This is a genomic window from Pseudofrankia sp. EUN1h (genome assembly GCF_001854645.1).
In the GTDB taxonomy this organism is placed as follows: Bacteria; Actinomycetota; Actinomycetes; order Frankiales; family Frankiaceae; genus Pseudofrankia; species Pseudofrankia saprophytica.
Genome location: NZ_MBLN01000002.1, coordinates 374,804 through 396,605, shown reverse-complemented (window position 1 = coordinate 396,605; position 21,802 = coordinate 374,804). Strand labels below are relative to the sequence as shown.

Genomic DNA, 21,802 nt, shown 5'->3' with positions numbered 1-21,802 from the left:
CGGTCACCGTGCTCATCGGCGCTTCGCCTTCTTGCGGCTGCTGACGATCAGCTTGTCGCTGGCCTTGCGGGTGGCCCGCGTGCGGCCCTCCGGCTTGCCCTTCGGGTTGACCGGATGACGGCCACCGGAGGTCTTGCCCTCACCACCGCCGTGCGGGTGGTCGACCGGGTTCATGGCCACACCACGGACGGTGGGACGGCGGCCCTTCCAGCGCATGCGGCCGGCCTTGCCCCAGTTGATGTTGCTCTGCTCCGCGTTGCCGACCTCGCCGACGGTCGCGCGGCAGCGGACGTCCACCCTGCGCATCTCCCCGGAGGGCATCCGCAGCTGGGCGTACGGCCCGTCCTTGGCGACCAGCTGCACGCTCGCGCCGGCGCTGCGGGCGATCTTCGCCCCGCCGCCGGGCCGCAGCTCGACGTTGTGGATGACGGTACCCGTCGGGATGTTGCGCAGCGGCAGGGCGTTGCCCGGCTTGATGTCCGCGCCGACACCCGAGCTGACCACGTCGCCCTGCTTGAGCTTCACCGGGGCGACGATGTAGCGCTTCTCGCCGTCCGCGTAGTGCAGCAGCGCGATCCGGGCGGTGCGGTTCGGGTCGTACTCGATGTGCGCGACCTTGGCCGGCACGCCGTCCTTGTCCCGGCGGAAGTCGATCAACCGGTAGGCGCGCTTGTGGCCGCCACCCTGGTGACGAGTGGTGATCCGGCCGTGCGCGTTGCGGCCGCCCTTGGAGTGCAGGGGGCGGACCAGCGACTTCTCCGGATGGTCACGAGTGATCTCGACGAAGTCGGAGACACTCGAACCGCGGCGGCCCGGGGTGGTGGGCTTGTAACGACGAATTCCCATGACTAATCCAGCTCTCCGTTACGCGCCCGGGCCACCGAAGATCTCGATGGAGTCCCCGGGGGCCAGGCTGACCATGGCCCGCTTGGTGGCCTTGCGCTGGCCCCAGCCGTACTTGGTCCGCTTGCGCTTGCCAGGCCGGTTGATGGTGTTGACGCTCAGCACCCGGACGTTGAAGATCTGCTGGACCGCGATCTTGATCTGGGTCTTGTTCGCGTCTGGGCGGACGATGAACGTGTACACGTTCTCGTCCAGCAGGCCGTAGCTCTTCTCCGAGACGACCGGCTTGAGGATGATGTCGCGCGGGTCGGGGATCACTGGTCCGCCTCCTCGGCGCCGTCCGCCGTCTTGCCGCGGCCGACGAACGCGGCGAGCGCGGCCTCGGTGAACACGACGTCGTCACTGATCAGCACGTCATAGGTGTTGAGCTGGCCCGGGTCGAGCAGGTGCACCGCCGGGACGTTGCGCAGGCTCTTCCAGGTCAGCTCGTCGATGCGCTCGGCCACGACGAGCACGTGCCGGCTGCTGGCGAGCGTGCTCAGCGCGGTGATCGCCGCCTTGGTCGACGGGGTCTCGCCCTCGGCCAGCGAGGAGACGACATGCACCCGGTTGGCGCGGGCCCGGTCCGACAGGGCGCCGCGCAGCGCGGCGGCCTTCATCTTCTTCGGGGTCCGCTGCTCGTAGTTGCGCGGCGTCGGGCCGTGCACGGTGCCACCGCCGGCGAACTGCGGCGCGCGCGTCGAGCCCTGCCGGGCGCGACCGGTGCCCTTCTGCCGGTACGGCTTCTTGCCACCGCCGCGAACCTCGCCACGGGTCTTCGTGTCGTGGGTGCCCTGACGGGCCGCGGCCTGCTGGGCCACCACGACCTGGTGGATCAGCGGGACGTTCACCTGCACGTCGAAGATCTCGCCGGGAAGCTCGGCGGTACCGGCCTCGCCGCCGGCCAGCGCGTGCACCGTCACGGTGCGCGTCTCGCCGGCGTCGGCCTTGCGGAACGTCGTGGTCATGCCGACACCTCAGCCTTCTGAGCGTCCGCCGGCTGGAAGTCGGCCGGAGCCGGCCGCTTCGCCGCGCTGCGCACGAAGACCAGCCCGCCATCCACACCGGGGACGGCGCCCTTGATCAGCAGCAGGCCCCGCTCGGCGTCGACCGCGTGCACGGTCAGGCCGGCGACGGTCACCCGCACGTTGCCCATCCGACCGGCCATCCGCAGGCCCTTGAAGACCCGGCCCGGGGTGGCGCAGCCACCGACCGAACCCGGCGAGCGGTGCTTGCGCTCGACGCCGTGACCGGCGCCCAGGCCCTTGAAGCCGTGCCGCTTCATGACACCTGCGAAGCCCTTGCCCTTGGACGTGCCGGTGACGTCGACGACCTGGCCAGCCTCGAAGACGGAGCTGTCGAGCTCAAGGCCGGCGGTGTAGTTGCCCGCGTCGGCGGTCCGCAGCTCGGCCAGGTGGCGGCGCGGAGTCACGCCGGCGACGCCGAAGTGTCCCCGGGCCGGCTTGTTGACCTTGCGGGGGTCGATCTCGCCGTAGCCGAGCTGGACAGCCGAGTAGCCGTCGGTGTCCGGGGTCTTCACCTGGGTGACCACGTTCGGACCAGCCTCGATCACGGTGATCGGTACGACGCGATTCTGCGCGTCCCAGACCTGGGTCATCCCGAGCTTGGTGCCCAGGATCCCTCGGTAGTTTCGGTTGAGCATGGCTGCGCCCGGCCCCTTACAGCTTGATCTCGATGTCGACACCGGCGGGGAGGTCGAGGCGCATCAGCGAGTCGACCGTCTTCGGCGTCGGGTCAAGGATGTCGATAAGCCGCTTGTGCGTCCGCATCTCAAAGTGCTCGCGGCTGTCCTTGTACTTGTGCGGCGACCGGATGACGCAGTAAATGTTCTTCTCCGTCGGCAGCGGCACCGGACCCGCGACCTGCGCCCCGGTCCGGGTCACGGTCTCGACGATCTTGCGCGCCGAGCTGTCGATGACCTCGTGGTCATAGGCCTTGAGCCGGATGCGGATCTTCTGTGCCGCCATGGTGGGCTTCGCCTGTCCTGTCTGTCTCGTCACCCGGGGTACCGCGACCGGGCTATCTGGGCTTTCACCAGTCGCCGGGCGTTACCGCTTCTTCTCTGCCCATCCCCCGGGCGCTCCGGGTTCAGGGCCGCATACCAGCCGCGGGGCCGAAACCCCCCGACTGGCGGTCGTGCTGATAGCCAGCGGCGGGCGGCGGGGCCTGGCGCCAATGACGCCCGGCCCACGCCGCCCCCCTTGGAACTACTTGACGACCTTCAGGACCTGGCCGGCGCCGACGGTGCGGCCACCCTCACGGATGGCGAACCGCAGGCCCTCCTCCATGGCGATCGGCTGGATCAGCTCGACCACCATCTCGGTGTTGTCGCCCGGCATGACCATCTCGGTGCCCTCGGGGAGGGTCACGACGCCGGTCACGTCGGTCGTCCGGAAGTAGAACTGCGGCCGGTAGTTGTTGAAGAACGGCGTGTGGCGGCCGCCCTCATCCTTGTTCAGGATGTAGACCCGGGCCTCGAACACGGTGTGCGGCGTGATGCTCTTCGGCTTCACGACGACCTGGCCGCGCTCGACGTCCTCACGCTTGATGCCGCGCAGGAGCAGACCGACGTTGTCACCGGCCTGGCCCTGGTCGAGCAGCTTGCGGAACATCTCGACACCCGTGACCGTGGTGGTCTGGGTCTCGTTCTTGATGCCGACGATCTCGACGGTCTCCGACACCTTGACGATGCCGCGCTCGACTCGACCGGTGACGACGGTGCCACGACCGGTGATCGTGAAGACGTCCTCGATCGGCATGAGGAACGGCTTCTCGATGTCGCGGACCGGCTCGGGGATCGACTCGTCGACCGCGGCCATCAGCTCGAGGAGCTTCGCGCCCCACTCCTTGTCGCCCTCGAGGGCCTTCAGGGCGGAGACGCGGATGACGGGAACGTCGTCACCCGGGAACTCGTACTGGCTGAGCAGCTCGCGGACCTCGAGCTCGACGAGCTCCAGGATCTCCTCGTCGTCGACCATGTCGGCCTTGTTCAGGGCGACGACGATGTACGGCACGCCGACCTGACGAGCGAGCAGCACGTGCTCCTTCGTCTGGGGCATCGGGCCGTCGGTCGCCGACACGACCAGGATCGCCCCGTCCATCTGGGCGGCACCGGTGATCATGTTCTTGATGTAGTCGGCGTGACCCGGGCAGTCCACGTGCGCGTAGTGCCGGGCGTCCGTCTGGTACTCGACGTGCGCGATGGAGATGGTGATACCGCGGGCCTTCTCCTCGGGCGCCTTGTCGATCTGGTCGAACGGGGTGAACGGGTTCAGGTCCGGGTGGGCGTCGTGCAGGACCTTGGTGATCGCCGCCGTCAGCGTGGTCTTGCCATGGTCGATGTGACCGATGGTGCCAATGTTGACGTGCGGTTTGGTCCGCTCGAACTTCTGCTTCGCCACGGGTGTCCCTCCAAGGACGGGTGGTGTCTTGCTGTAGATCGTCTTGTTCGGGGTCCGGGGGGACCGTGCCCCCGGGCCTCCGCTGGCGCGGAGATCCGGGGACCGCTGGGCCCCGGGCGGGTATTACTCCCCGCGGGCCTTCGCGATGATGTCCTTAGCTACGTTGTTGGGGACTTCGGCGTAGGAGTCGAACTGCATGGAGTAGTTCGCCCGGCCCGAGGTCTTCGACCGCAGGTCGCCGACGTAGCCGAACATCTCCGACAGTGGCACCAGCGCCCGGATGATCCGGGAGCCGCCGCGCTCGTCCATCGCCTGGATCTGCCCGCGCCGCGAGTTCAGGTCGCCGATGACCTCACCCATGTAGTCCTCGGGGGAGGTGACCTCGACGGACATCATCGGCTCGAGCAGCACCGGGTCGGCCTTCCGTGCCGCGTCCTTGAACGCCATCGAACCGGCGATCTTGAAGGCGAGCTCGGAGGAGTCGACCTCGTGGTACTGGCCGTCCAGCAGGGTGACCTTCACGTCGACCAGCGGGTAGCCGGCGAGCACGCCGAACTCCATGGCCTCCTGGCAGCCCGCGTCGACGCTCGGGATGTACTCCTTCGGGATGCGGCCGCCGGTGACCTTGTTCTGGAACTCGTAGCCACCGCCGTCACCGCCGGAAGGCTCCAGGCTGATGATCACCCGCGCGTACTGGCCGGAACCACCGGTCTGCTTCTTGTGGGTGTAGTCGACCTTCTCGACCTTCCGGCGGATGGTCTCCCGGTACGCGACCTGCGGGCGGCCGACGTTGGCGTCGACGCTGTACTCGCGCTTCATCCGGTCGACCAGCACCTCGAGGTGCAGCTCGCCCATGCCCGAGATGACCGTCTGACCGGTCTCCTCGTCGGTGCGGACCTGGAAGGTCGGGTCCTCCTCGGCGAGCCGCTGGATCGCGGTGCCCAGCTTCTGCTGGTCGGCCTTCGTCTTCGGCTCGATCGCGACGTGGATGACCGGAGCCGGGAATGTCATCGACTCCAGCACGACCGGCGCGTTCGGGTCGCAGAGGGTGTCACCGGTGGTGGTGTTCTTCAGCCCGACGACCGCGACGATCTGACCTGCGCCGACGCCGTCCCGGTCCTCCCGGTGGTTGGCGTGCATCTGCAGGATGCGGCCGATCCGCTCCTTGCGGTCCTTGGTGGAGTTGAGCACCGCGGAACCGGACGAGAGCTTGCCGGAGTACACCCGGATGTAGGTCAGCTTGCCGACGTACGGGTCAGACATGATCTTGAAGGCGAGCGCGGAGAACGGCTCGTCCTCGCTGGCCTCGCGGACGACCTCGACCTCTTCGTTGCCCGGCTTGTGACCGACGGTCTTGCCGACGTCGGTCGGGCTGGGCAGGAAGTCGACGACRGCGTCGAGCATGGGCTGCACGCCCTTGTTCTTGAACGCCGTGCCGCACATGACCGGGTTGATCGCACCGGTGAGGGTGGCCCGCCGGATCGCCGCGAGCAGTTCCTCGACGGTGGGCTCCGTGCCCTCGAGGTACTTCTCCATGAGGTCGTCGTCATTCTCGGCGACGGTCTCGAGGAGCTTGTCGCGCCATTCCTGCGCGGCTTCCTCGTGGTCGCGCGGGATGTCGACGACGTCGTAGGAGGCGCCCTTGTCCTCGGAGTGCCAGATCAGGCCCTTCATCCGGACCAGGTCGATGACGCCCTTGAAGTCGGACTCGACGCCCCACGGGAGCTGGATGACGGCCGGCGTCGCGTCGAGCCGGTCGATCATCATCTCCACGCAGCGGTGGAACTCCGCGCCGACGCGGTCCATCTTGTTGACGAACGCGATCCGCGGCACGTTGTACCGGTCAGCCTGGCGCCACACCGTCTCGCTCTGCGGCTCCACGCCGGCAACCGCGTCGAAGACCGCCACCGCACCGTCGAGCACCCGCAGCGACCGCTCCACCTCGACGGTGAAGTCGACGTGGCCGGGGGTGTCGATGATGTTGATGGTGTGGTCGCGCCAGATGCAGGTGGTGGCGGCGGAGGTGATGGTGATCCCCCGCTCCTGCTCCTRCTCCATCCAGTCCATCGTGGCGCCGCCGTCGTGCACTTCACCGATCTTGTAGTTCACACCGGTGTAGTAAAGGATGCGCTCGGTGGTGGTGGTCTTGCCCGCGTCGATGTGGGCCATGATCCCGATGTTGCGGGTCGTGGCCAGGGTGGCACGTACGTCAGCCATGACAGGTCACCAGCGGTAGTGGGCGAAGGCCTTGTTGGACTCCGCCATCTTGTGGGTGTCCTCCCGGCGCTTCACGCTCGCGCCGAGACCGTTGCTCGCGTCGATCAGCTCGTTCATGAGCCGCTCGGTCATCGTCTTCTCACGGCGGCCGCGCGAGTAGGCGACCAGCCAGCGAAGCGCCAGCGTGGTGCTACGGCCGGCGCGAACCTCGATCGGCACCTGGTAGGTGGCGCCACCGACCCGGCGGCTGCGCACCTCCAGCGTCGGCTTGACGTTGTCCAGCGCGCGCTTGAGCGTCACGACCGGGTCGTTGCCGGTCTTCTCACGGGCGCCCTCGAGCGCGCCGTAGACGATCCGCTCGGCGATCGACTTCTTGCCGCTCATCAGCACCTTGTTGACCAGAGAGGTCACCAGCGGCGACCCGTATACCGGGTCGACGACGACAGCGTGCTTGGGAGCGGGCCCTTTGCGCGGCATCAGCCCTTCTCCTTCTTCGCGCCGTAGCGGCTGCGAGCCTGCTTGCGGTTGCGGACACCCTGGGTGTCCAGCGCGCCACGAACGATCTTGTAACGAACGCCCGGGAGGTCCTTCACTCGGCCGCCACGGACCAGGACCATCGAGTGTTCCTGGAGGTTGTGGCCGACACCCGGGATGTACGCGGTGACCTCGATCCCGCTAGACAGCCGGACACGGGCGACCTTGCGCAGCGCCGAGTTCGGCTTCTTCGGGGTGGTCGTGTAGACCCGGGTGCACACGCCACGACGCTGCGGGCTCCCCTTGAGGGCAGGGGTCTTGGTCTTCTCGACCTTGTCCTGCCGGCCCTTGCGGACCAGCTGCTGGATCGTGGGCAACTGCGCTCCCGTTCCTCTTCCGTCGCGGTGCTGTTCTTCTCGCCTGGCGTGCCGGACACCCGAAGACAGCCCACCACCTGGGATTCCAGGTGGCTGGCCGACCCACGAGGTCGGGCGTGTCGCGCCTGCCAGCACGTATCGACCGAGGGCCGATCGTCCTGAGAGGAGCGCGCCTACCCGCTCGTCACCGCGGTCCCGCCGGCATTGGCCGGCGTCCCTTGAGGTGAAGCAGGCCCGATAGTCGCCGACGGCAACCAGCCCGCCGACCGTTCCTGGTCGCGGTTGGCCCGGGGATACCCGTAGGTCACCCGCGCTCCGCGGCCCGCGTCACCTACCCGGGAAGAGATCCCCAGGCAGCGACGCTCGGTCGTCAGTCTGGCGCCACAGCGCCACAACGGGGCGCAGGACACACGCCAGAGCCGCATGGACTCTGGCCACAGGACGCAACATTACTCCACGCCCACGTCAAGTGTCGAACCGGGTGTCATCCGCGCCCACGGCTCTTCTCAGAGCCGCCCGCCGAGCGCCATCGGAGCTGGGGCCGCCTCGCCCGCCGCCTCCAAGATGACCTGCCGAGTCCGGGATGTCCCCCGACTCGCACAGCCGGTCAGTTCGTCGCCGTTGACGTGTCGTGTGCTGGCTATGGGGCCAGCCGCCCGGTTCCGCCGCTACGGCGCCCGCCAGCTCGCGGTGGGTTGCCGATGTCGGTCCTGCGGGAGTCATTGTGCAGCTCTGGCAGGCCGAGTGGGAGTGAAATGACAAGGTTGGTGTTAAGAACCCACCGGCGGTCACCGAGCCTTCGCCCAACGATGACGATGGGAGCGCGCATGGTGAGCACAAATCCCGCGACCCAGGTAGCACCGGACATCAGTGCCAGTACCGGGACCAGCGCGAACGCACCCGCCGACCCGCGCCGCAGGCCGACCCGGGCCGAGCTCGACGCCGCCTACGGACGGGCCGTCCCCGATCTGGTCGCCCCTGGCCTGAAGGTCCTCATCTGCGGGATCAACCCGTCGCTCGCCGCGGGCGCGACCGGCTTCCACTTCGGCGGCACCGCGAACCGGCTGTGGGCGACGCTGCACCAGGCGGGCTTCACCGAACGCCAGCTGCACCCGTCCGAGACGGGCGAGCTGCTCGCCCACGGCATCGGCATCACCAACATCGTCAACCGCGCCACCGCCCGCGCGGACGAGATCCACGACGACGAGATCCGCGCCGGCGTCGGCCGGCTCACGACCACCGTCGAGCGCTACCAGCCCGGTTGGCTGGCCTTCCTGGGCCTCGGCGCCTACCGCGTCGCGTTCGGCCAGAAGAAGGCCCCCGTCGGCCGCCAGCCAGATCACCTCGGCTCGACGGGAGTCTGGCTCCTCCCCAACCCGAGTGGCCTCAACGCCCACTACTCGCTCCCGGCTCTCGTCGAGGCCTACCGCGAGCTCTACGACGTCGCCTACGGGCCTTCCCTTCCGTAGCTAGGTCCATCGAGCCTGGGAGCACTTGGCGCCCCTCCACGTCGCCGTCACGCGGCTTGGCGTCGCACCACCCAATCGGCGAGATCGGTGAGTGGCACCAGCAGGCTCCGCCCCTGGTCGGTGAGGGAGTAGTCGACGGCCGGCGGAACCGTCGGATGGACCGTACGGGCGACCAGCCMGTCGGCCGTCAACGTCTGCAGTGTGCGAGTAAGCATCCGCTGGCTGATCCCGCTGATCCGCCGCCGAAGCTCGTTGAACCGATGCGGCCGCTCTGCCAGCAGCATGAGGACAAGAAGAATCCATTTGTCCCCAAGCAGGCGGACCATCTTCGTCACTGGGCAGGCCTCGTACTCCGCCGACTCGACCTGCTCCGGAAGTTTCACCGTGAGCGCCGTGGCGAGCCGAGCGGCGGTCACATCCGTGTTCCCAGCTGACATGAAAGTGCCTTCTTCCAGATCCTGCGCGCGGCGGTCAGGGTTGGCTTCCGACGAAGCTACGTGGGAGGCAACATGGGTTCGACGGGCACACTGCTGGTACTGGGCGCGGGACCGGGCCTGGGGATGTCCGTGGCCCGCCGGTTCGGCGGGGCGGGATACGCGGTCGGCCTGGTCTCACGCGGCGCCGACCGCCACGACGGCTATCTGACCGACCTCGGACGCGCGGGCGTGCACGCGTTCGCGACAGCCGCGGATGCCCGCGACCCCGGCCAGTTGCACCATGCTCTCGACGTGGTGGAGTCCGCGCTCGGCCCGATCGACGTCCTCTATTGCGGCCCCGGCGCCGACAACCCGGCGGCCTATCCTGTCGACATTCTCCAGACCGGACCTGGGGATGTCCTCGAGGCGGTCGCGGCGGCCGTGAGCCCCGCTGTCGAGGCCACGAACTACCTGCTGCCAGCCATGACCAAGCGTGGAACCGGCGCGCTGGTGTACGTGACGGGCCTGAGCGYCGTGGTACCCCTGCCGTTCCTCGGCCCGCTCGCTCCCGCGTCGGCGGCGCTGCGGACGTACGCCCTGACGGTCGCCGAGGCGGTRGCCCCACGCGGTATCCAGGCCGGCGCCCTTGTCGTTGGCGGCCTCATCGAGCGTGGCGACATCCACCGACTGGCCACGGCGGCCGCCCCGGACKGGGCATATCCGACCCTCGACCCCGACGACCTGGCCGACGCCGTCTGGCGGATCGCCATCGACGGCGAGCGCGAGATCGTCGCCAGCGCGTTGCCGGTTTCGGGTACCTGATCTCCATCGAGGCAGGCGAAATTGGGCCGGAAAGCGTGGTCGCGGCCCAATTTCACCTGCCTCGGTACGCCGACCCGTGCTTCTCCCTGGCGTCGGCGCCCGATGCTATTTGCTGTCCAGCTTCTCGATGACCACGGTCCGATAGGGCGCTGCCAGGCGGGACAGATCGTCGGGATCGCCCGTCAGCACTACCCCACCGCCAACCTCGACCGCCGCTGCGACAGCATGGGCGTCCGCAAGGTATTCAGAACCGACGCGCGCTTCCGCGAGGATCGCCCCAACGAGGCGGGCGAGCCCCCGGTCGGTATCGCGCAGCAGCAGAGCGGCTGACTCACGCGCCAGCATCGCATCCAGAGCACGGTTGCGGCCGGCGCCTCGATAGAGCTCGGCGAGTGTCACGGTAGGAACGACGACGTCACGGCCGAGTCGCTCGGCCGCCGTCATCGCGCGTCGGACGGCGAGCCGTGCCGGATGCCGCTCCTGAATGAGCGCGTTGATCGCCTCCGCGTCGAGTACGACGTTCACCGAACGGGACCGCGCCGCGCAGCCGGCTGGTCGGCATCGTCGGCCGGACCGCCCAACAGCCGCATATACCGCGCGATCTCCTCCTCGTCCTCGGYGGTGTCGAGCGGGCCATCCTGCTCGTCGAGACGCTCCAGCAGAGTCCGCAAGGCCCGCCGCCGACGGCGGCGGGCCAGCTCGTCCCGGAGCACCAGGTTGACCTCCGCCGACAGGCTCTCGCCGCCGGACTCCACCTCCGCGACGAGGTCCGCGTCGAGCGTCAGCGAGACCTTCCGCTTCGCGGGCTGAGGCTGAGGTTCTCGGATCACGATCTAATCCTACCCCCATCCTCCTTCAGTCCTACCTCCAGCAGGGCGCGGCGGTACACCTGGCCCTACCAGGGCGAACGCCCGGCCCGGAATCGATCATCCGCCTCCGAGAGGTAGCGCAAGCCACCCATCATGCTAACTAGCAGTTAGTTAGCATGATCTCTTGAGGTCCGGTCAGACGGTTGGGACGGTGCCACCGTCGATGACGTACTCGGCACCGTTGATCGACTGGGCCCGGTCGGAGACCACGAACGCCACCAGTTCAGCCACCTCCTCGGGCCGGGCCGGGCGGCCGATCGGAATGCCGCCCAGAGAGTCCATGAGCCGTCCGAGCGCGGCGTCACGGTCGATACCCGCGACGCGCGCGAGGCGGCCGACGAGCGCCTCGGCGCTGTCGGTCTGGATGAACCCAGGCGCCACGACGTTCACCCGCACACCCCGTGGCCCGACCTCGTTCGCCAGTCCCTTGCTGTACGTGGTGAGCGCCGCCTTCGCTGCGGCGTAACCAAGGGTGGCGTCGTACAACGGCATCCGTCGCTGGATGGACGWCACATGCACGACGGCGCCGCGGCCAGCATTGATCATCGCGGGCAGTAGCGCCCGGTCGAGACGCACGGCCGCGAGAAGGTTGAGATCCAGTTCCTCTCGCCAGTCGTCGTCGCTGAGCGCCGCGAAGCCACCGGGACTCGCGTGCGAGCCACCAAGGGAGTTGACCAGAATGTCTACGGCCCCCAGTCGCTCGCCTACCCGGTTGACCACCGCGCGCACACCCTCAGGCGTGCTGAGATCGGCGGCCACGAAAAGGCTCGGATCCGGGTGCCCGTCGGGGATCGCCCGCGCGGTGGTGAGCACGGTCGCCCCGGCCGCGGCGAGGCGCGCCACGATCGCCCCACCGGCGCCCCGGCTCCCACCGGTCACCAGCGCCCGCCGCCCCGCGAGCGAGTCGCCGATGACCGTCATCGCGGCCTGGACCGTCATCGCGGCCCGGTCTCGTTGAGGAGGAGCGCGAACGGCGCGGGGGGCGCCGTATGGGTAGACGTGGTCATCAGGACCTCCTCGGTGGCGCCGGCAGCGGCGCCCCGGTGCGGCGCCTGTCCTGCGGGGACATGGGCTACCGTCGGGCCTCCCCCGCAGGGAGAGTCAAAGCGCGTTCCGCGACCCGTCCGAGTTGCCCCTCCCCCCGGGGGGAGGGCGCAGAGTGCGGCCATGCGCACTGCCCTGACCATCGGCGACTTCTCGCGGATCACACACCTGAGCGTGAAGATGCTCCGCCGCTATCACGAGGCAGGGCTCCTGGAACCGGATGAGGTCGACGAGTCGACCGGCTACCGCTATTACTCGACCGAGCAGGTGCCCACCGCCCAGGTGATCCATCGTTTCCGCGAACTCGACATGCCCGTCCAGGAGATCAAGAAGATCCTCTCCACCTCCGACCCGGAGACGAGAAGCGCCCTGATCGCCGGGCACCTGGCGCGGCTAGAGCGTCAGCTGGACGCGACCCGCGCCGCTGTGACCTCGCTGCGTCGCCTCCTGGATCCCGCGTCGCCACCGCTCCAGGTCCAGCTACGGGCATCGGCCGCGATCACGACCGCCGCGATCCGGGCGACGGTGGCTCACGACGAGATCCTGCCGTGGTACGACGGCGCGATGGCCGAGCTCGCGACGGCGCTGGCGGCCGTGGGGCTCGCCTCTTCGGGGCCCCCCGGCGGTCTGTACGACGACGCTCTGTTCACCGACGAGCGGGGCTCCGCGGCCGTCTACCTGCCGGTCGCCGGGACACCGCCGACCAGCGGCCGGGTGACACCGTTCGTCGTACCGGCCGCCGAGCTCGCCGTGACGGTGCACCGCGGGCCGCACGATGACATCGACGTGACCTACGGCGCTCTCGGCAGGTACGTGACCGAGCAGGCGCTCGGCGTCGCCGGTCCCGTGCGCGAGGTCTACCTCGTCGGCCCGCGCGACACGGACGACGAGACAGCCTGGCGCACCGAGATCGGCAGACCTGTCTTCCGGACCTCCACAACCTGAGCGTCCCGAACGCCGACGGCGGGCGCCCCCGAGGGGACGCCCGCCGTCGTTCGTGCGGCCGGGGTTACCGGTTATTACCGACTACCGGTAGTCGCGGCTGCCGAAGTCGAACTCATCGAGCGGGACGGCCTGGCCGGTGCCGGTGCCGAAGGCGCCGTACTCGACCGTGCCGGCGTCGTCGAAGCCGCCGACCGTGTACATCGCGGCCCGCGCCTCCTCGGTCGGCTCGACCCGGATGTTGCGGTACCGCGGAATGCCGGTACCGGCCGGGATGAGCTTGCCGATGATGACGTTCTCCTTCAGGCCGACCAGCGAGTCCGACCGGGCGTTGATCGCCGCGTCGGTGAGCACCCGGGTGGTCTCCTGGAAGGAGGCCGCCGACAGCCACGACTCGGTGGCCAGCGAGGCCTTGGTGATGCCCATGAGCACCGGCCGGGCCGACGCCGGCTGGCCGCCGGACTCGACGACGCGCCGGTTCTCGCCCTCGAACCTCGCCCGCTCGACCAGCTCGCCCGGCAGCAGCGTCGTCTCACCCGACTCGAGCACGTTCACCCGCTTGAGCATCTGGCGAACGATGATCTCGATGTGCTTGTCGTGGATCGACACACCCTGCGACCGGTAGACCTCCTGCACCTGCTCGACCAGGTGGATCTGCACCTGGCGCGGGCCGAGGATGCGCAGCACCTCGTGCGGGTCGACGGCACCGTCGATGAGCTTGGTGCCCACCTCGATGTGCTCGCCCTCGGCGACCCGCAGGCGCGAACGCCGCGGCACCGGGTAGGCGATCTCCTCGGAGCCGTCGTCGGGGACGACGACGACCTTGAAGGTCTTCTCCGTCTCCTCGATCTTGATCCGGCCGACGACCTCGCTGATCGGGGCCTTGCCCTTGGGGCTACGGGCCTCGAACAGCTCGACCACTCGCGGCAGACCCTGCGTGATGTCGTCGCCGGCGACGCCGCCGGCGTGGAACGTACGCATGGTCAGCTGGGTGCCCGGCTCACCGATCGACTGGGCGGCGACGATGCCGACCGCCTCGCCGACGTCGACGAGCTTGCCGGTCGCGAGCGACCGGCCGTAGCACTGGGCACACACGCCGCGGCGCGACTCGCAGGTCAGCGCCGAGCGAACCCGGACCGTCTCGATCCCGGCCTCGAGCAGCTGGCCGATGACGACGTCGCCCAGGTCGGCGCCCGCGGGCACGATGACCTCGCCGCCGACGTCGACGGCGTCCGCCGCCAGCGTCCGCGCGTAGGCCGAGGTCTCCGCGTACCTGTCACGCACCAGCTCGCCCGTCTGGGCGCTCTTGGTCGCGATCCGGGTCAGCACGCCGCGCTCGGTGCCGCAGTCGTCGTCACGGACGATGACGTCCTGGCTCACGTCGACGAGCCGGCGGGTCAGGTAGCCGGAGTCGGCGGTCCGCAGCGCGGTGTCGGCGAGGCCCTTGCGGGCGCCGTGCGTGGAGATGAAGTACTCCAGCACGGACAGGCCCTCGCGGAAGTTCGCCTTGATCGGCCGCGGGATGATCTCACCCTTCGGGTTGGAGACCAGGCCACGCATGCCGGCGAGCTGACGGATCTGCATCATGTTTCCGGCCGCGCCGGAGTTGACCAGCGTCGCGACCGGGTTGGTCGGCGGGAAGTGGTCCTCCATCGCCTTCGCGACCTCGCTCGTCGCGTTGGTCCAGATCTGGACCAGCTCGCTGCGGCGCTCGTCGTCGGAGAGGAAACCGCGCTCGAACTGCTTCTGGACCTTCTCGGCGAGGTCCTCGTACTTGCTGAGGATCTCGGTCTTGTTCGGCGGCGCGATGACGTCCTCGATCGCGACGGTCACGCCGGACCGGGTGGCCCAGTAGAAACCGGCGCTCTTGAGCGCGTCCAGCGTCGCCGCGACCTGGGCCTTCGGGTACCGCTCGGCCAGGTCGTTGACGATCGCGGCCTGGTCCCGCTTGTGCAGCAGCGCGTTGATGAACGGGTAGCCCTCTGGCAGCGCCTCGTTCAGCAGGCAGCGCCCGAAGGTCGTGTCCAGCGTGAACGGGTCGCCGGGGATCCAGTCCGCCGGCGCCTCCCACTCGGTCGGCGGCGTGTGGTCGCGCAGCCGGACCTTGATCTGCGCCTGCAGCTCGATCTCGCGCGCGTCGTAGGCCATCTGCGCCTCGGCGACGCTCGAGAAGAACCGCCCCTCACCGACGAGGCCCGTCGAGGTCCGGGACAGGTGGAACACCCCGGTGACCATGTCGAGGCTCGGCATGGCCAGCGGACGACCGGACGCCGGCGAGAGGATGTTGTTGCTCGACAGCATCAGGATCCGGGCCTCGGCCTGCGCCTCGGCGGACAGCGGCAGGTGCACCGCCATCTGGTCGCCGTCGAAGTCCGCGTTGAACGCGGTGCAGACCAGCGGGTGGATCTGGATGGCCTTGCCCTCGACCAGCTGCGGCTCGAAGGCCTGGATGCCGAGGCGGTGCAGCGTCGGTGCCCGGTTCAGCAGCACCGGGTGCTCGGTGATGACCTCCTCGAGCACGTCCCACACGACCGGCCGCGCGCGCTCCACCATCCGCTTCGCGGACTTGATGTTCTGCGCGTGGTTGAGGTCGACCAGCCGCTTCATCACGAACGGCTTGAACAGCTCCAGCGCCATCTGCTTGGGCAGGCCGCACTGGTGCAGCTTCAGCTGCGGGCCGACGACGATGACCGAACGGCCGGAGTAGTCGACGCGCTTGCCGAGCAGGTTCTGGCGGAACCGGCCCTGCTTGCCCTTGAGCATGTCCGACAGCGACTTGAGCGGACGGTTGCCGGGCCCGGTGACGGGGCGGCCGCGGCGGCCGTTGTCGAACAGCGCGTCGACGGCCTCCTGCAGCATCCGCTTCTCGTTGTTGACGATGATCTCGGGCGCACCGAGGTCGAGAAGCCGCTTGAGCCGGTTGTTCCGGTTGATGACCCGGCGGTAGAGGTCGTTCAGGTCCGACGTCGCGAACCGACCACCGTCGAGCTGCACCATCGGGCGCAGGTCCGGCGGGATGACCGGGACGCAGTCGAGCACCATCCCCATTGGGGAGTTGCGGGTGTTCAGGAACGCCGAGACGACCTTGAGCCGCTTGAGCGCGCGAGCCTTCTTCTGGCCCTTGCCGGTGCGGATCGTCTCCCGCAGCGACTCGGCCTCGGCCTCGAGGTCGAAGTCGGCGAGGCGGCGCTGCAGCGCCTCCGCGCCCATGCCGCCGTCGAAGTACTGGCCGAACCGGTCGCGCAGCTCGCGGTAGAGCAGCTCGTCCGGCTCCAGGTCCTGGACCTTCATGCCCTTGAAGCGGTCGAAGACCCGGTCCAGCTCGTCGATCTTGCGCTGGGCGCGGTCGCGGATCTGGCGCATCTCGCGCTCGGCCGACTCCCGCACCTTGCGGCGCGCGTCACCCTTGGCGCCCTCGGCCTCGAGCTGGGCCAGGTCGGACTCCAGCTTGCGCTGGCGAGCCTCGACGTCGGCGTTCTTGCGGTCCTCCATGCCCTGCTTCTCGACGCCGATACGGGCCTCGAGGGTCGGCAGGTCACGGTGGCGCGCGTCGACGTCCACCTTGGTGATCATGTAGGCGGCGAAGTAGATGACCTTTTCCAGGTCCTTCGGCGCCAGGTCCAGCAGGTAGCCGAGCCGGCTCGGCACACCCTTGAAGTACCAGATGTGGGTGACCGGGGCGGCCAGCTCGATGTGCCCCATCCGCTCACGGCGCACCTTCGCGCGCGTGACCTCGACGCCGCAGCGCTCGCAGATGATGCCCTTGAACCGGACCCGCTTGTACTTACCGCAGTAGCACTCCCAGTCCCGGGTCGGACCGAAGATCTTCTCGCAGAAGAGCCCGTCCTTCTCCGGCTTGAGGGTGCGGTAGTTGATGGTCTCCGGCTTCTTGACCTCGCCGTGCGACCACTGGCGGATGTCGTCCGCGGTGGCCAGGCCGATGCGCAGCTCGTCGAAGAAGTTGACGTCCAGCAAGACTGTCGCCTGCTCTCTCTTTCTCAGTCGGGACGCTCAGTCGGGTCAGCGGGTGCCGGCCGGGCCGCCCAGGTAAGCGGGCGGCCCGGCCAGACCGTTAGACCTCTTCGACGCTGCTCGGCTCACGCCTCGACAGGTCGATCCCAAGCTCCTCCGCCGCCCGGAACACGTCCTCGTCGGTGTCGCGCATCTCGATCTGAACGCCGTCACTGRAAAGCACCTCGACGTTCAGGCACAGCGACTGCATTTCCTTGATGAGCACCTTGAAGGACTCGGGAATCCCGGGCTCCGGGATGTTCTCACCCTTGACGATCGYCTCGTAGACCTTGACCCGGCCGTGGACGTCGTCGGACTTGATCGTCAGCAGCTCCTGCAGGGCGTAGGCGGCGCCGTACGCCTCCAGCGCCCACACCTCCATCTCGCCGAACCGCTGGCCACCGAACTGCGCCTTACCACCCAGCGGCTGCTGCGTGATCATCGAGTAGGGGCCGGTCGAGCGAGCGTGGATCTTGTCATCGACGAGGTGCAGGAGCTTGAGGATGTAGATGTAGCCGACCGCGACGGGGTACGGGTACTGCTCACCGGTGCGGCCGTCGAACAGCTTGGCCTTGCCGGATGCCCCGATCAGCTGGACGCCGTCCCGGTTCGGGAGGGTGGAGTCCAGCAGGCCGGTGATCTCTTCCTCGCGGGCACCGTCGAACACCGGAGTGGCGACGTTCTGGCCCGGGTTGGCAGCGTCCGCGCCGATGGTGCGCAGCCGCTCCTTCCACTCTTCCTTGCCGGCGTCGACCTGCCAGCCGGTCTTGGCGACCCACCCGAGGTGGGTCTCCAGGATCTGGCCGATGTTCATACGCCGCGGCACACCGTGCGGGTTGAGCACGACGTCGACGGGCGTGCCGTCCTCCAGGAACGGCATGTCCTCCTGCGGCATGATCTTGGCGATGACGCCCTTGTTGCCGTGGCGGCCGGCGAGCTTGTCACCGTCGGTGATCTTCCGCTTCTGGGCGACGTAGACCCGGACCAGCTCGTTCACGCCGGGCGGGAGCTCGTCGCCGTCCTCGCGGGAGAACACCCGGACGCCGATGACCTTGCCGGACTCACCGTGCGGCACCTTCAGTGAGGTGTCCCGGACCTCCCGGGCCTTCTCGCCGAAGATCGCGCGCAGCAGCCGCTCCTCCGGGGTCAGCTCGGTCTCGCCCTTGGGGGTGACCTTGCCGACCAGCACGTCGCCGGGGTTCACCTCGGCGCCGATCCGGATGATCCCCCGCTCGTCGAGGTCGGCGAGGACCTCCTCGGCGACGTTCGGGATGTCGCGGGTGATCTCCTCCGGGCCGAGCTTCGTGTCCCGGGCGTCGACCTCGTGCTCCTCGATGTGGATCGAGGAGAGGACGTCGTCCTGGACGAGCCGCTGCGAGAGGATGATCGCGTCCTCGTAGTTGTGCCCCTCCCACGGCATGAAGGCGACCAGCAGGTTCTTGCCGAGCGCCATCTCGCCGTTGTCGGTGCACGGGCCGTCCGCGATCACCTGGCCGGACTCGACGCGGTCACCCTCGTCGACGATCGGCTTCTGGTTGATGCAGGTGCCCTGGTTGGAGCGGCGGAACTTCGCCAGCCGGTAGGTGCGGCGGGTGCCGTCGTCGTGCATGACGGTGATGTAGTCCGCGGACAGGTCCTCGACCACGCCGGCCTGCTGACAGACGACGACATCGCCGGCGTCCTTGGCCGCGCGGGCCTCCATGCCGGTGCCGACCAGCGGCGACTCCGAGCGCAGCAGCGGCACGGACTGCCGCTGCATGTTCGAGCCCATGAGCGCGCGGTTGGCGTCGTCGTGCTCGAGGAACGGGATCATGGCGGTCGCGACCGACACCATCTGGCGCGGCGAGACGTCCATGTAGTCGACCTCGTCGGGCGGGATGAACTCGACCTCGCCGCCCTTCCGGCGCACCAGCACCCGGTCCTCGGCGAAGGAGCCGTCCCCGGTCAGCGGGGCGTTCGCCTGGGCGACGACGTGCCGGTCCTCCTCGTCCGCGGTCAGGTAGTCGATCTGGTCGGTGACCCGGCCGGCGACGACCTTGCGGTACGGGGTCTCGACGAAGCCGAACGGGTTGACCCGCGCGAACGTCGACAGCGAGCCGATGAGGCCGATGTTCGGGCCTTCCGGCGTCTCGATCGGGCACATCCGGCCGTAGTGGCTCGGGTGCACGTCGCGGACCTCCATGCCGGCCCGCTCACGGGACAGACCGCCGGGGCCGAGCGCCGAGAGGCGGCGCTTGTGGGTCAGGCCGGCCAGCGGGTTGGTCTGGTCCATGAACTGGGACAGCTGGCTGGTGCCGAAGAACTCCTTGATGGAGGCGACGACCGGCCGGATGTTGATCAGGGTCTGCGGCGTGATCGCCTCGACGTCCTGAGTGGTCATCCGCTCGCGGACGACCCGCTCCATCCGGGCGAGGCCGAGCCGCACCTGGTTCTGGATCAGCTCGCCGACCGTGCGCAGCCGCCGGTTGCCGAAGTGGTCGATGTCGTCCACTTCGTACGCCGGGTCGATGCCCTCGTGGAGCTTCACGACGTACTCGATCGTGCGGACGACGTCTTCCTCGGTGAGCACGCCCACCGGGCCCTCGACGTGCAGGCCCAGCTTCTTGTTCACCTTGTAACGGCCGACCTTGGCGAGGTCGTAGCGCTTCGGGTTGAAGAACAGGTTCTCCAACAGCGTCTGCGCGGACTCACGCGTCGGCGGCTCGCCAGGGCGCAGCTTGCGGTAGATGTCGAGCAGCGCGTCGTCCTGGCCGGCGGTGTGGTCCTTCTCCAGCGTGACGCGCATCGACGGGTAGTCGCCGAAGCGCTCGAGGATGCGCGCCTCGTCCCAGCCGAGCGCCTTGAGCAGCACGGTGACGGACTGGCGCCGCTTGCGGTCGATGCGGACACCGACCGTGTCCCGCTTGTCGATCTCGAACTCCAGCCAGGCACCCCGCGACGGGATGACCTTGCAGGAGAAGAGGTCCTTGTCGGACGTCTTGTCGAGCGACTTCTCGAAGTACACGCCGGGCGAGCGGACGAGCTGGCTGACGACCACCCGCTCGGTTCCGTTGATGACGAACGTGCCCTTCGGGGTCATGAGCGGGAAGTCGCCCATGAACACGGTCTGGCTCTTGATCTCACCGGTGGTGTTGTTGGTGAACTCGGCGGTGACGAACATCGGCGCCGAGTACGTCATGTCCTTGTCCTTGCACTCCTCGACGGAGTACTTGGACGGCTCGAACCGGTGATCCCGGAACGAAAGGGACATGGAACCGGAGAAGTCCTCGATCGGAGAGATCTCCTCAAAGACCTCCTCCAGACCCGAGGTGAGGGGAACATCGTCACGGCCGGCGTCGATGGACTCCTGGACCCTCTCCTGCCAGGTATCACTGCCGATCAGCCAGTCGAACGACTGCGTCTGTAGGGCGAGAAGGTCCGGGACCTCGAGGGGTTCGACGATCTTGGCGAACGAGATGCGGGAGGCGGAGCGCGAGGCGGCCAAGGTGGTCCTTCCGGGGGCCTGGCGTCGGGCGGGAGACGCCGAGGAGCCGTCGGGGTGGTCAGGTGATCAGTGTCTCGCCGCGTTTACACGCGGCGCCAGCGGGGTAGTGCGCAACTCGTCTCTGTGGTGACCGTCACGCCAGATCGATTCGAACGCCGGGACCGTCAGACGTGTTCCGTCGGTCCCGGTCGCGCGAGGCGCGGCACCAGGAGGTCCGAAGTCGTCTGAGGGCGGGCGTCGGAGCCCGCCGGGCCGGCTGACACCGGCAGGCGGGACGAACTAGCTGGGCGGTTCTCTCGTGGATGGGCGGGCAAGGACCACACCGGCTTGTAGCCGGCACGATCACGCTGGCCCCTTTTCGCCGCACAGAGCCCACCAGACCAGGTCCCACGGGTACGCGAGCCCACCGGCCCGAACATGCGGCGGCGGGGCGTGGCTTCAGTGGCTCCGCGGGATGAGTACCGGCGGATCCACCACGGCTGGCGGGAACGAGTCTGAGCGGCTCAGTGCAACGAAAAGGACAGCGCAAACTAGCAGTGTAGCCCTAGGCCGCACTGCTGACAAGCCCCGTCGTCATGTCCGTTGTGCACTACTTTCGCGCTGCTCACTGTCTGCCGCTGACCTGCCGTGTGCCCGCCGCTCCCGCCTTTCCTGTCCGCCCGTCGGCCGCGCGCCCGTCTGACGCCCACGGCCCTCCGGCCACCGCCACGCTGTGTCGCCATCGTGAGGTCGTCGCGGCCAGCCGACCCCAGGGCCCCAGAGCCCTGGATCGACCGGCCACCCGACGCACCGGCTGGTCGGCTGGGTTGCCCCGATGGGAGATACCCTGCCCGACTTCACCAGATCACGGCGGTGGTCCGCCAAATGATGGAACTCCGTTGTTGGGGATCGAGTCAACCCCTCAGACGGACCCCATGTGCGGGTAGTTACCGTTCTGCCGCCCCCGCCGGGCTGCAACCGTGTCGTCCCGATGTCACACCGGGCCGGCAACGCCCGGCCATCTGGCCTGTCCCCAGCCCTACGCCGAGCGTCCCACCAGCATCGGACACCCTGGCGGCCGCGGCCACTCCGGAGGACTGGCGGTGCGCGCCAGCCCGCTGTGCGCTGAACGCCGAATGCGTTCCCTGTGGTTCCGGGCCGAGGCCACCTGGCGGTGGCCGGCCTTGTCGTGGGCCGGTGCGAGGGACCCGGGGCGCCGGGCTGATGCGCCGTCCCCGGCGGGCGCCCGGCCCGACGGACCGTAACGCATCTCGCCAGAGGCAGGCCACAACCAGGTCGGCGCGGCGGCGGCCCCGCCGGGGTTCCCGCCGGATCGGTGGAGGTTGCGGGGCCGATCCGGCGGGTCCGGGACTCTTCGCGCCCCGGACATCCCA

General features: G+C 68.9%; 18 protein-coding genes. 3 read left to right on the top strand and 15 right to left on the bottom strand.

What is annotated here, in order from left to right:
- Positions 1-12: 12 nt before the first annotated feature.
- The 9 genes from rplB to rpsL all read right to left on the bottom strand — a co-directional run bounded on the left by rplB (position 13) and on the right by rpsL (position 7,372).
- Positions 13-846, bottom strand: a complete 834-nt coding sequence (gene rplB / locus BCD49_RS02375; protein WP_007514822.1) for a 50S ribosomal protein L2 — start codon at positions 844-846, stop codon at positions 13-15.
- Between the two features lie 18 nt (positions 847-864).
- Positions 865-1,161 (bottom strand): 50S ribosomal protein L23, encoded by a 297-nt coding sequence (gene rplW, locus BCD49_RS02370; protein ID WP_007514820.1) that lies wholly within the window; start codon positions 1,159-1,161, stop codon positions 865-867.
- Positions 1,158-1,850: a 50S ribosomal protein L4 gene (rplD, locus tag BCD49_RS02365; protein ID WP_007514818.1), complete on the bottom strand. Its 693-nt coding sequence runs from the start codon at positions 1,848-1,850 to the stop codon at positions 1,158-1,160. Before rplD ends, rplW begins: the two co-directional genes overlap by 4 nt.
- Positions 1,847-2,545, bottom strand: a complete 699-nt coding sequence (gene rplC / locus BCD49_RS02360; protein WP_007514816.1) for a 50S ribosomal protein L3 — start codon at positions 2,543-2,545, stop codon at positions 1,847-1,849. Before rplC ends, rplD begins: the two co-directional genes overlap by 4 nt.
- 16 nt (positions 2,546-2,561) lie before the next feature.
- Entirely contained in the window at positions 2,562-2,870 is a 309-nt protein-coding gene (rpsJ, locus tag BCD49_RS02355; RefSeq protein WP_007514815.1) for a 30S ribosomal protein S10, read from the bottom strand.
- Positions 2,871-3,110: 240 nt separating this feature from the next.
- Complete coding sequence (tuf, locus tag BCD49_RS02350) at positions 3,111-4,304, bottom strand: elongation factor Tu (RefSeq protein ID WP_007514813.1); 1,194 nt, start codon at positions 4,302-4,304, stop codon at positions 3,111-3,113.
- 123 nt (positions 4,305-4,427) lie between these two features.
- Entirely contained in the window at positions 4,428-6,521 is a 2,094-nt protein-coding gene (fusA, locus tag BCD49_RS02345; protein WP_071041058.1) for an elongation factor G, read from the bottom strand.
- A 6-nt stretch (positions 6,522-6,527) separates the two neighbouring features.
- Positions 6,528-6,998 carry a 30S ribosomal protein S7 gene (rpsG, locus tag BCD49_RS02340; protein WP_007514811.1) on the bottom strand — a complete coding sequence of 157 codons (471 nt, stop codon included), beginning with the start codon at positions 6,996-6,998 and terminating at the stop codon, positions 6,528-6,530.
- Positions 6,998-7,372, bottom strand: a complete 375-nt coding sequence (rpsL, locus tag BCD49_RS02335; protein ID WP_007514810.1) for a 30S ribosomal protein S12 — start codon at positions 7,370-7,372, stop codon at positions 6,998-7,000. The genes rpsG and rpsL overlap by 1 nt, the downstream gene beginning before the upstream one ends.
- An 827-nt stretch (positions 7,373-8,199) precedes the next feature.
- On the opposite strand from rpsL, the gene mug reads away from it, so the two are divergent.
- On the top strand, positions 8,200-8,841 hold the full coding sequence (gene mug / locus BCD49_RS02330; protein ID WP_007514808.1) for a G/U mismatch-specific DNA glycosylase: 642 nt from the start codon (positions 8,200-8,202) through the stop codon (positions 8,839-8,841).
- A gap of 47 nt (positions 8,842-8,888) precedes the next feature.
- Here the strand turns inward: mug and BCD49_RS02325 are convergent, their stop codons facing one another.
- Complete coding sequence (locus BCD49_RS02325) at positions 8,889-9,278, bottom strand: winged helix-turn-helix transcriptional regulator (protein ID WP_071041057.1); 390 nt, start codon at positions 9,276-9,278, stop codon at positions 8,889-8,891.
- 72 nt (positions 9,279-9,350) lie between these two features.
- Here BCD49_RS02325 and BCD49_RS02320 point away from each other — a divergent pair, with 72 nt between their 5' ends.
- A complete protein-coding gene (locus BCD49_RS02320; protein WP_071041056.1) occupies positions 9,351-10,079 on the top strand; it encodes an SDR family NAD(P)-dependent oxidoreductase in 729 nt (242 codons plus the stop codon).
- A 105-nt stretch (positions 10,080-10,184) separates the two neighbouring features.
- Here BCD49_RS02320 and BCD49_RS02315 read toward each other — a convergent pair whose 3' ends face one another.
- The 3 genes from BCD49_RS02315 to BCD49_RS02305 form a co-directional block, all read right to left on the bottom strand.
- Positions 10,185-10,604, bottom strand: a complete 420-nt coding sequence (locus BCD49_RS02315) for a PIN domain-containing protein (RefSeq protein WP_007514805.1) — start codon at positions 10,602-10,604, stop codon at positions 10,185-10,187.
- The gene (locus tag BCD49_RS02310) at positions 10,601-10,909 is read right to left on the bottom strand and encodes a type II toxin-antitoxin system CcdA family antitoxin (RefSeq protein ID WP_083401193.1); all 309 of its coding nucleotides are present in this window, start codon (positions 10,907-10,909) and stop codon (positions 10,601-10,603) included. The genes BCD49_RS02315 and BCD49_RS02310 overlap by 4 nt, the downstream gene beginning before the upstream one ends.
- 174 nt (positions 10,910-11,083) lie before the next feature.
- Positions 11,084-11,887: an SDR family oxidoreductase gene (locus BCD49_RS02305; RefSeq protein ID WP_198939416.1), complete on the bottom strand. Its 804-nt coding sequence runs from the start codon at positions 11,885-11,887 to the stop codon at positions 11,084-11,086.
- A gap of 228 nt (positions 11,888-12,115) precedes the next feature.
- On the opposite strand from BCD49_RS02305, the gene BCD49_RS02300 reads away from it, so the two are divergent.
- The gene (locus BCD49_RS02300; protein WP_007514802.1) at positions 12,116-12,937 is read left to right on the top strand and encodes a MerR family transcriptional regulator; all 822 of its coding nucleotides are present in this window, start codon (positions 12,116-12,118) and stop codon (positions 12,935-12,937) included.
- An 81-nt stretch (positions 12,938-13,018) separates the two neighbouring features.
- On the opposite strand, the gene BCD49_RS02295 is transcribed toward BCD49_RS02300, so the two are convergent.
- Together BCD49_RS02295 and rpoB are read right to left on the bottom strand one after the other, a co-directional pair.
- Positions 13,019-16,909 carry a DNA-directed RNA polymerase subunit beta' gene (locus BCD49_RS02295; protein WP_007514800.1) on the bottom strand — a complete coding sequence of 1,297 codons (3,891 nt, stop codon included), beginning with the start codon at positions 16,907-16,909 and terminating at the stop codon, positions 13,019-13,021.
- 97 nt (positions 16,910-17,006) lie between these two features.
- The gene (rpoB, locus tag BCD49_RS02290; RefSeq protein ID WP_071041055.1) at positions 17,007-20,429 is read right to left on the bottom strand and encodes a DNA-directed RNA polymerase subunit beta; all 3,423 of its coding nucleotides are present in this window, start codon (positions 20,427-20,429) and stop codon (positions 17,007-17,009) included.
- Positions 20,430-21,802 lie beyond the last annotated feature (1,373 nt).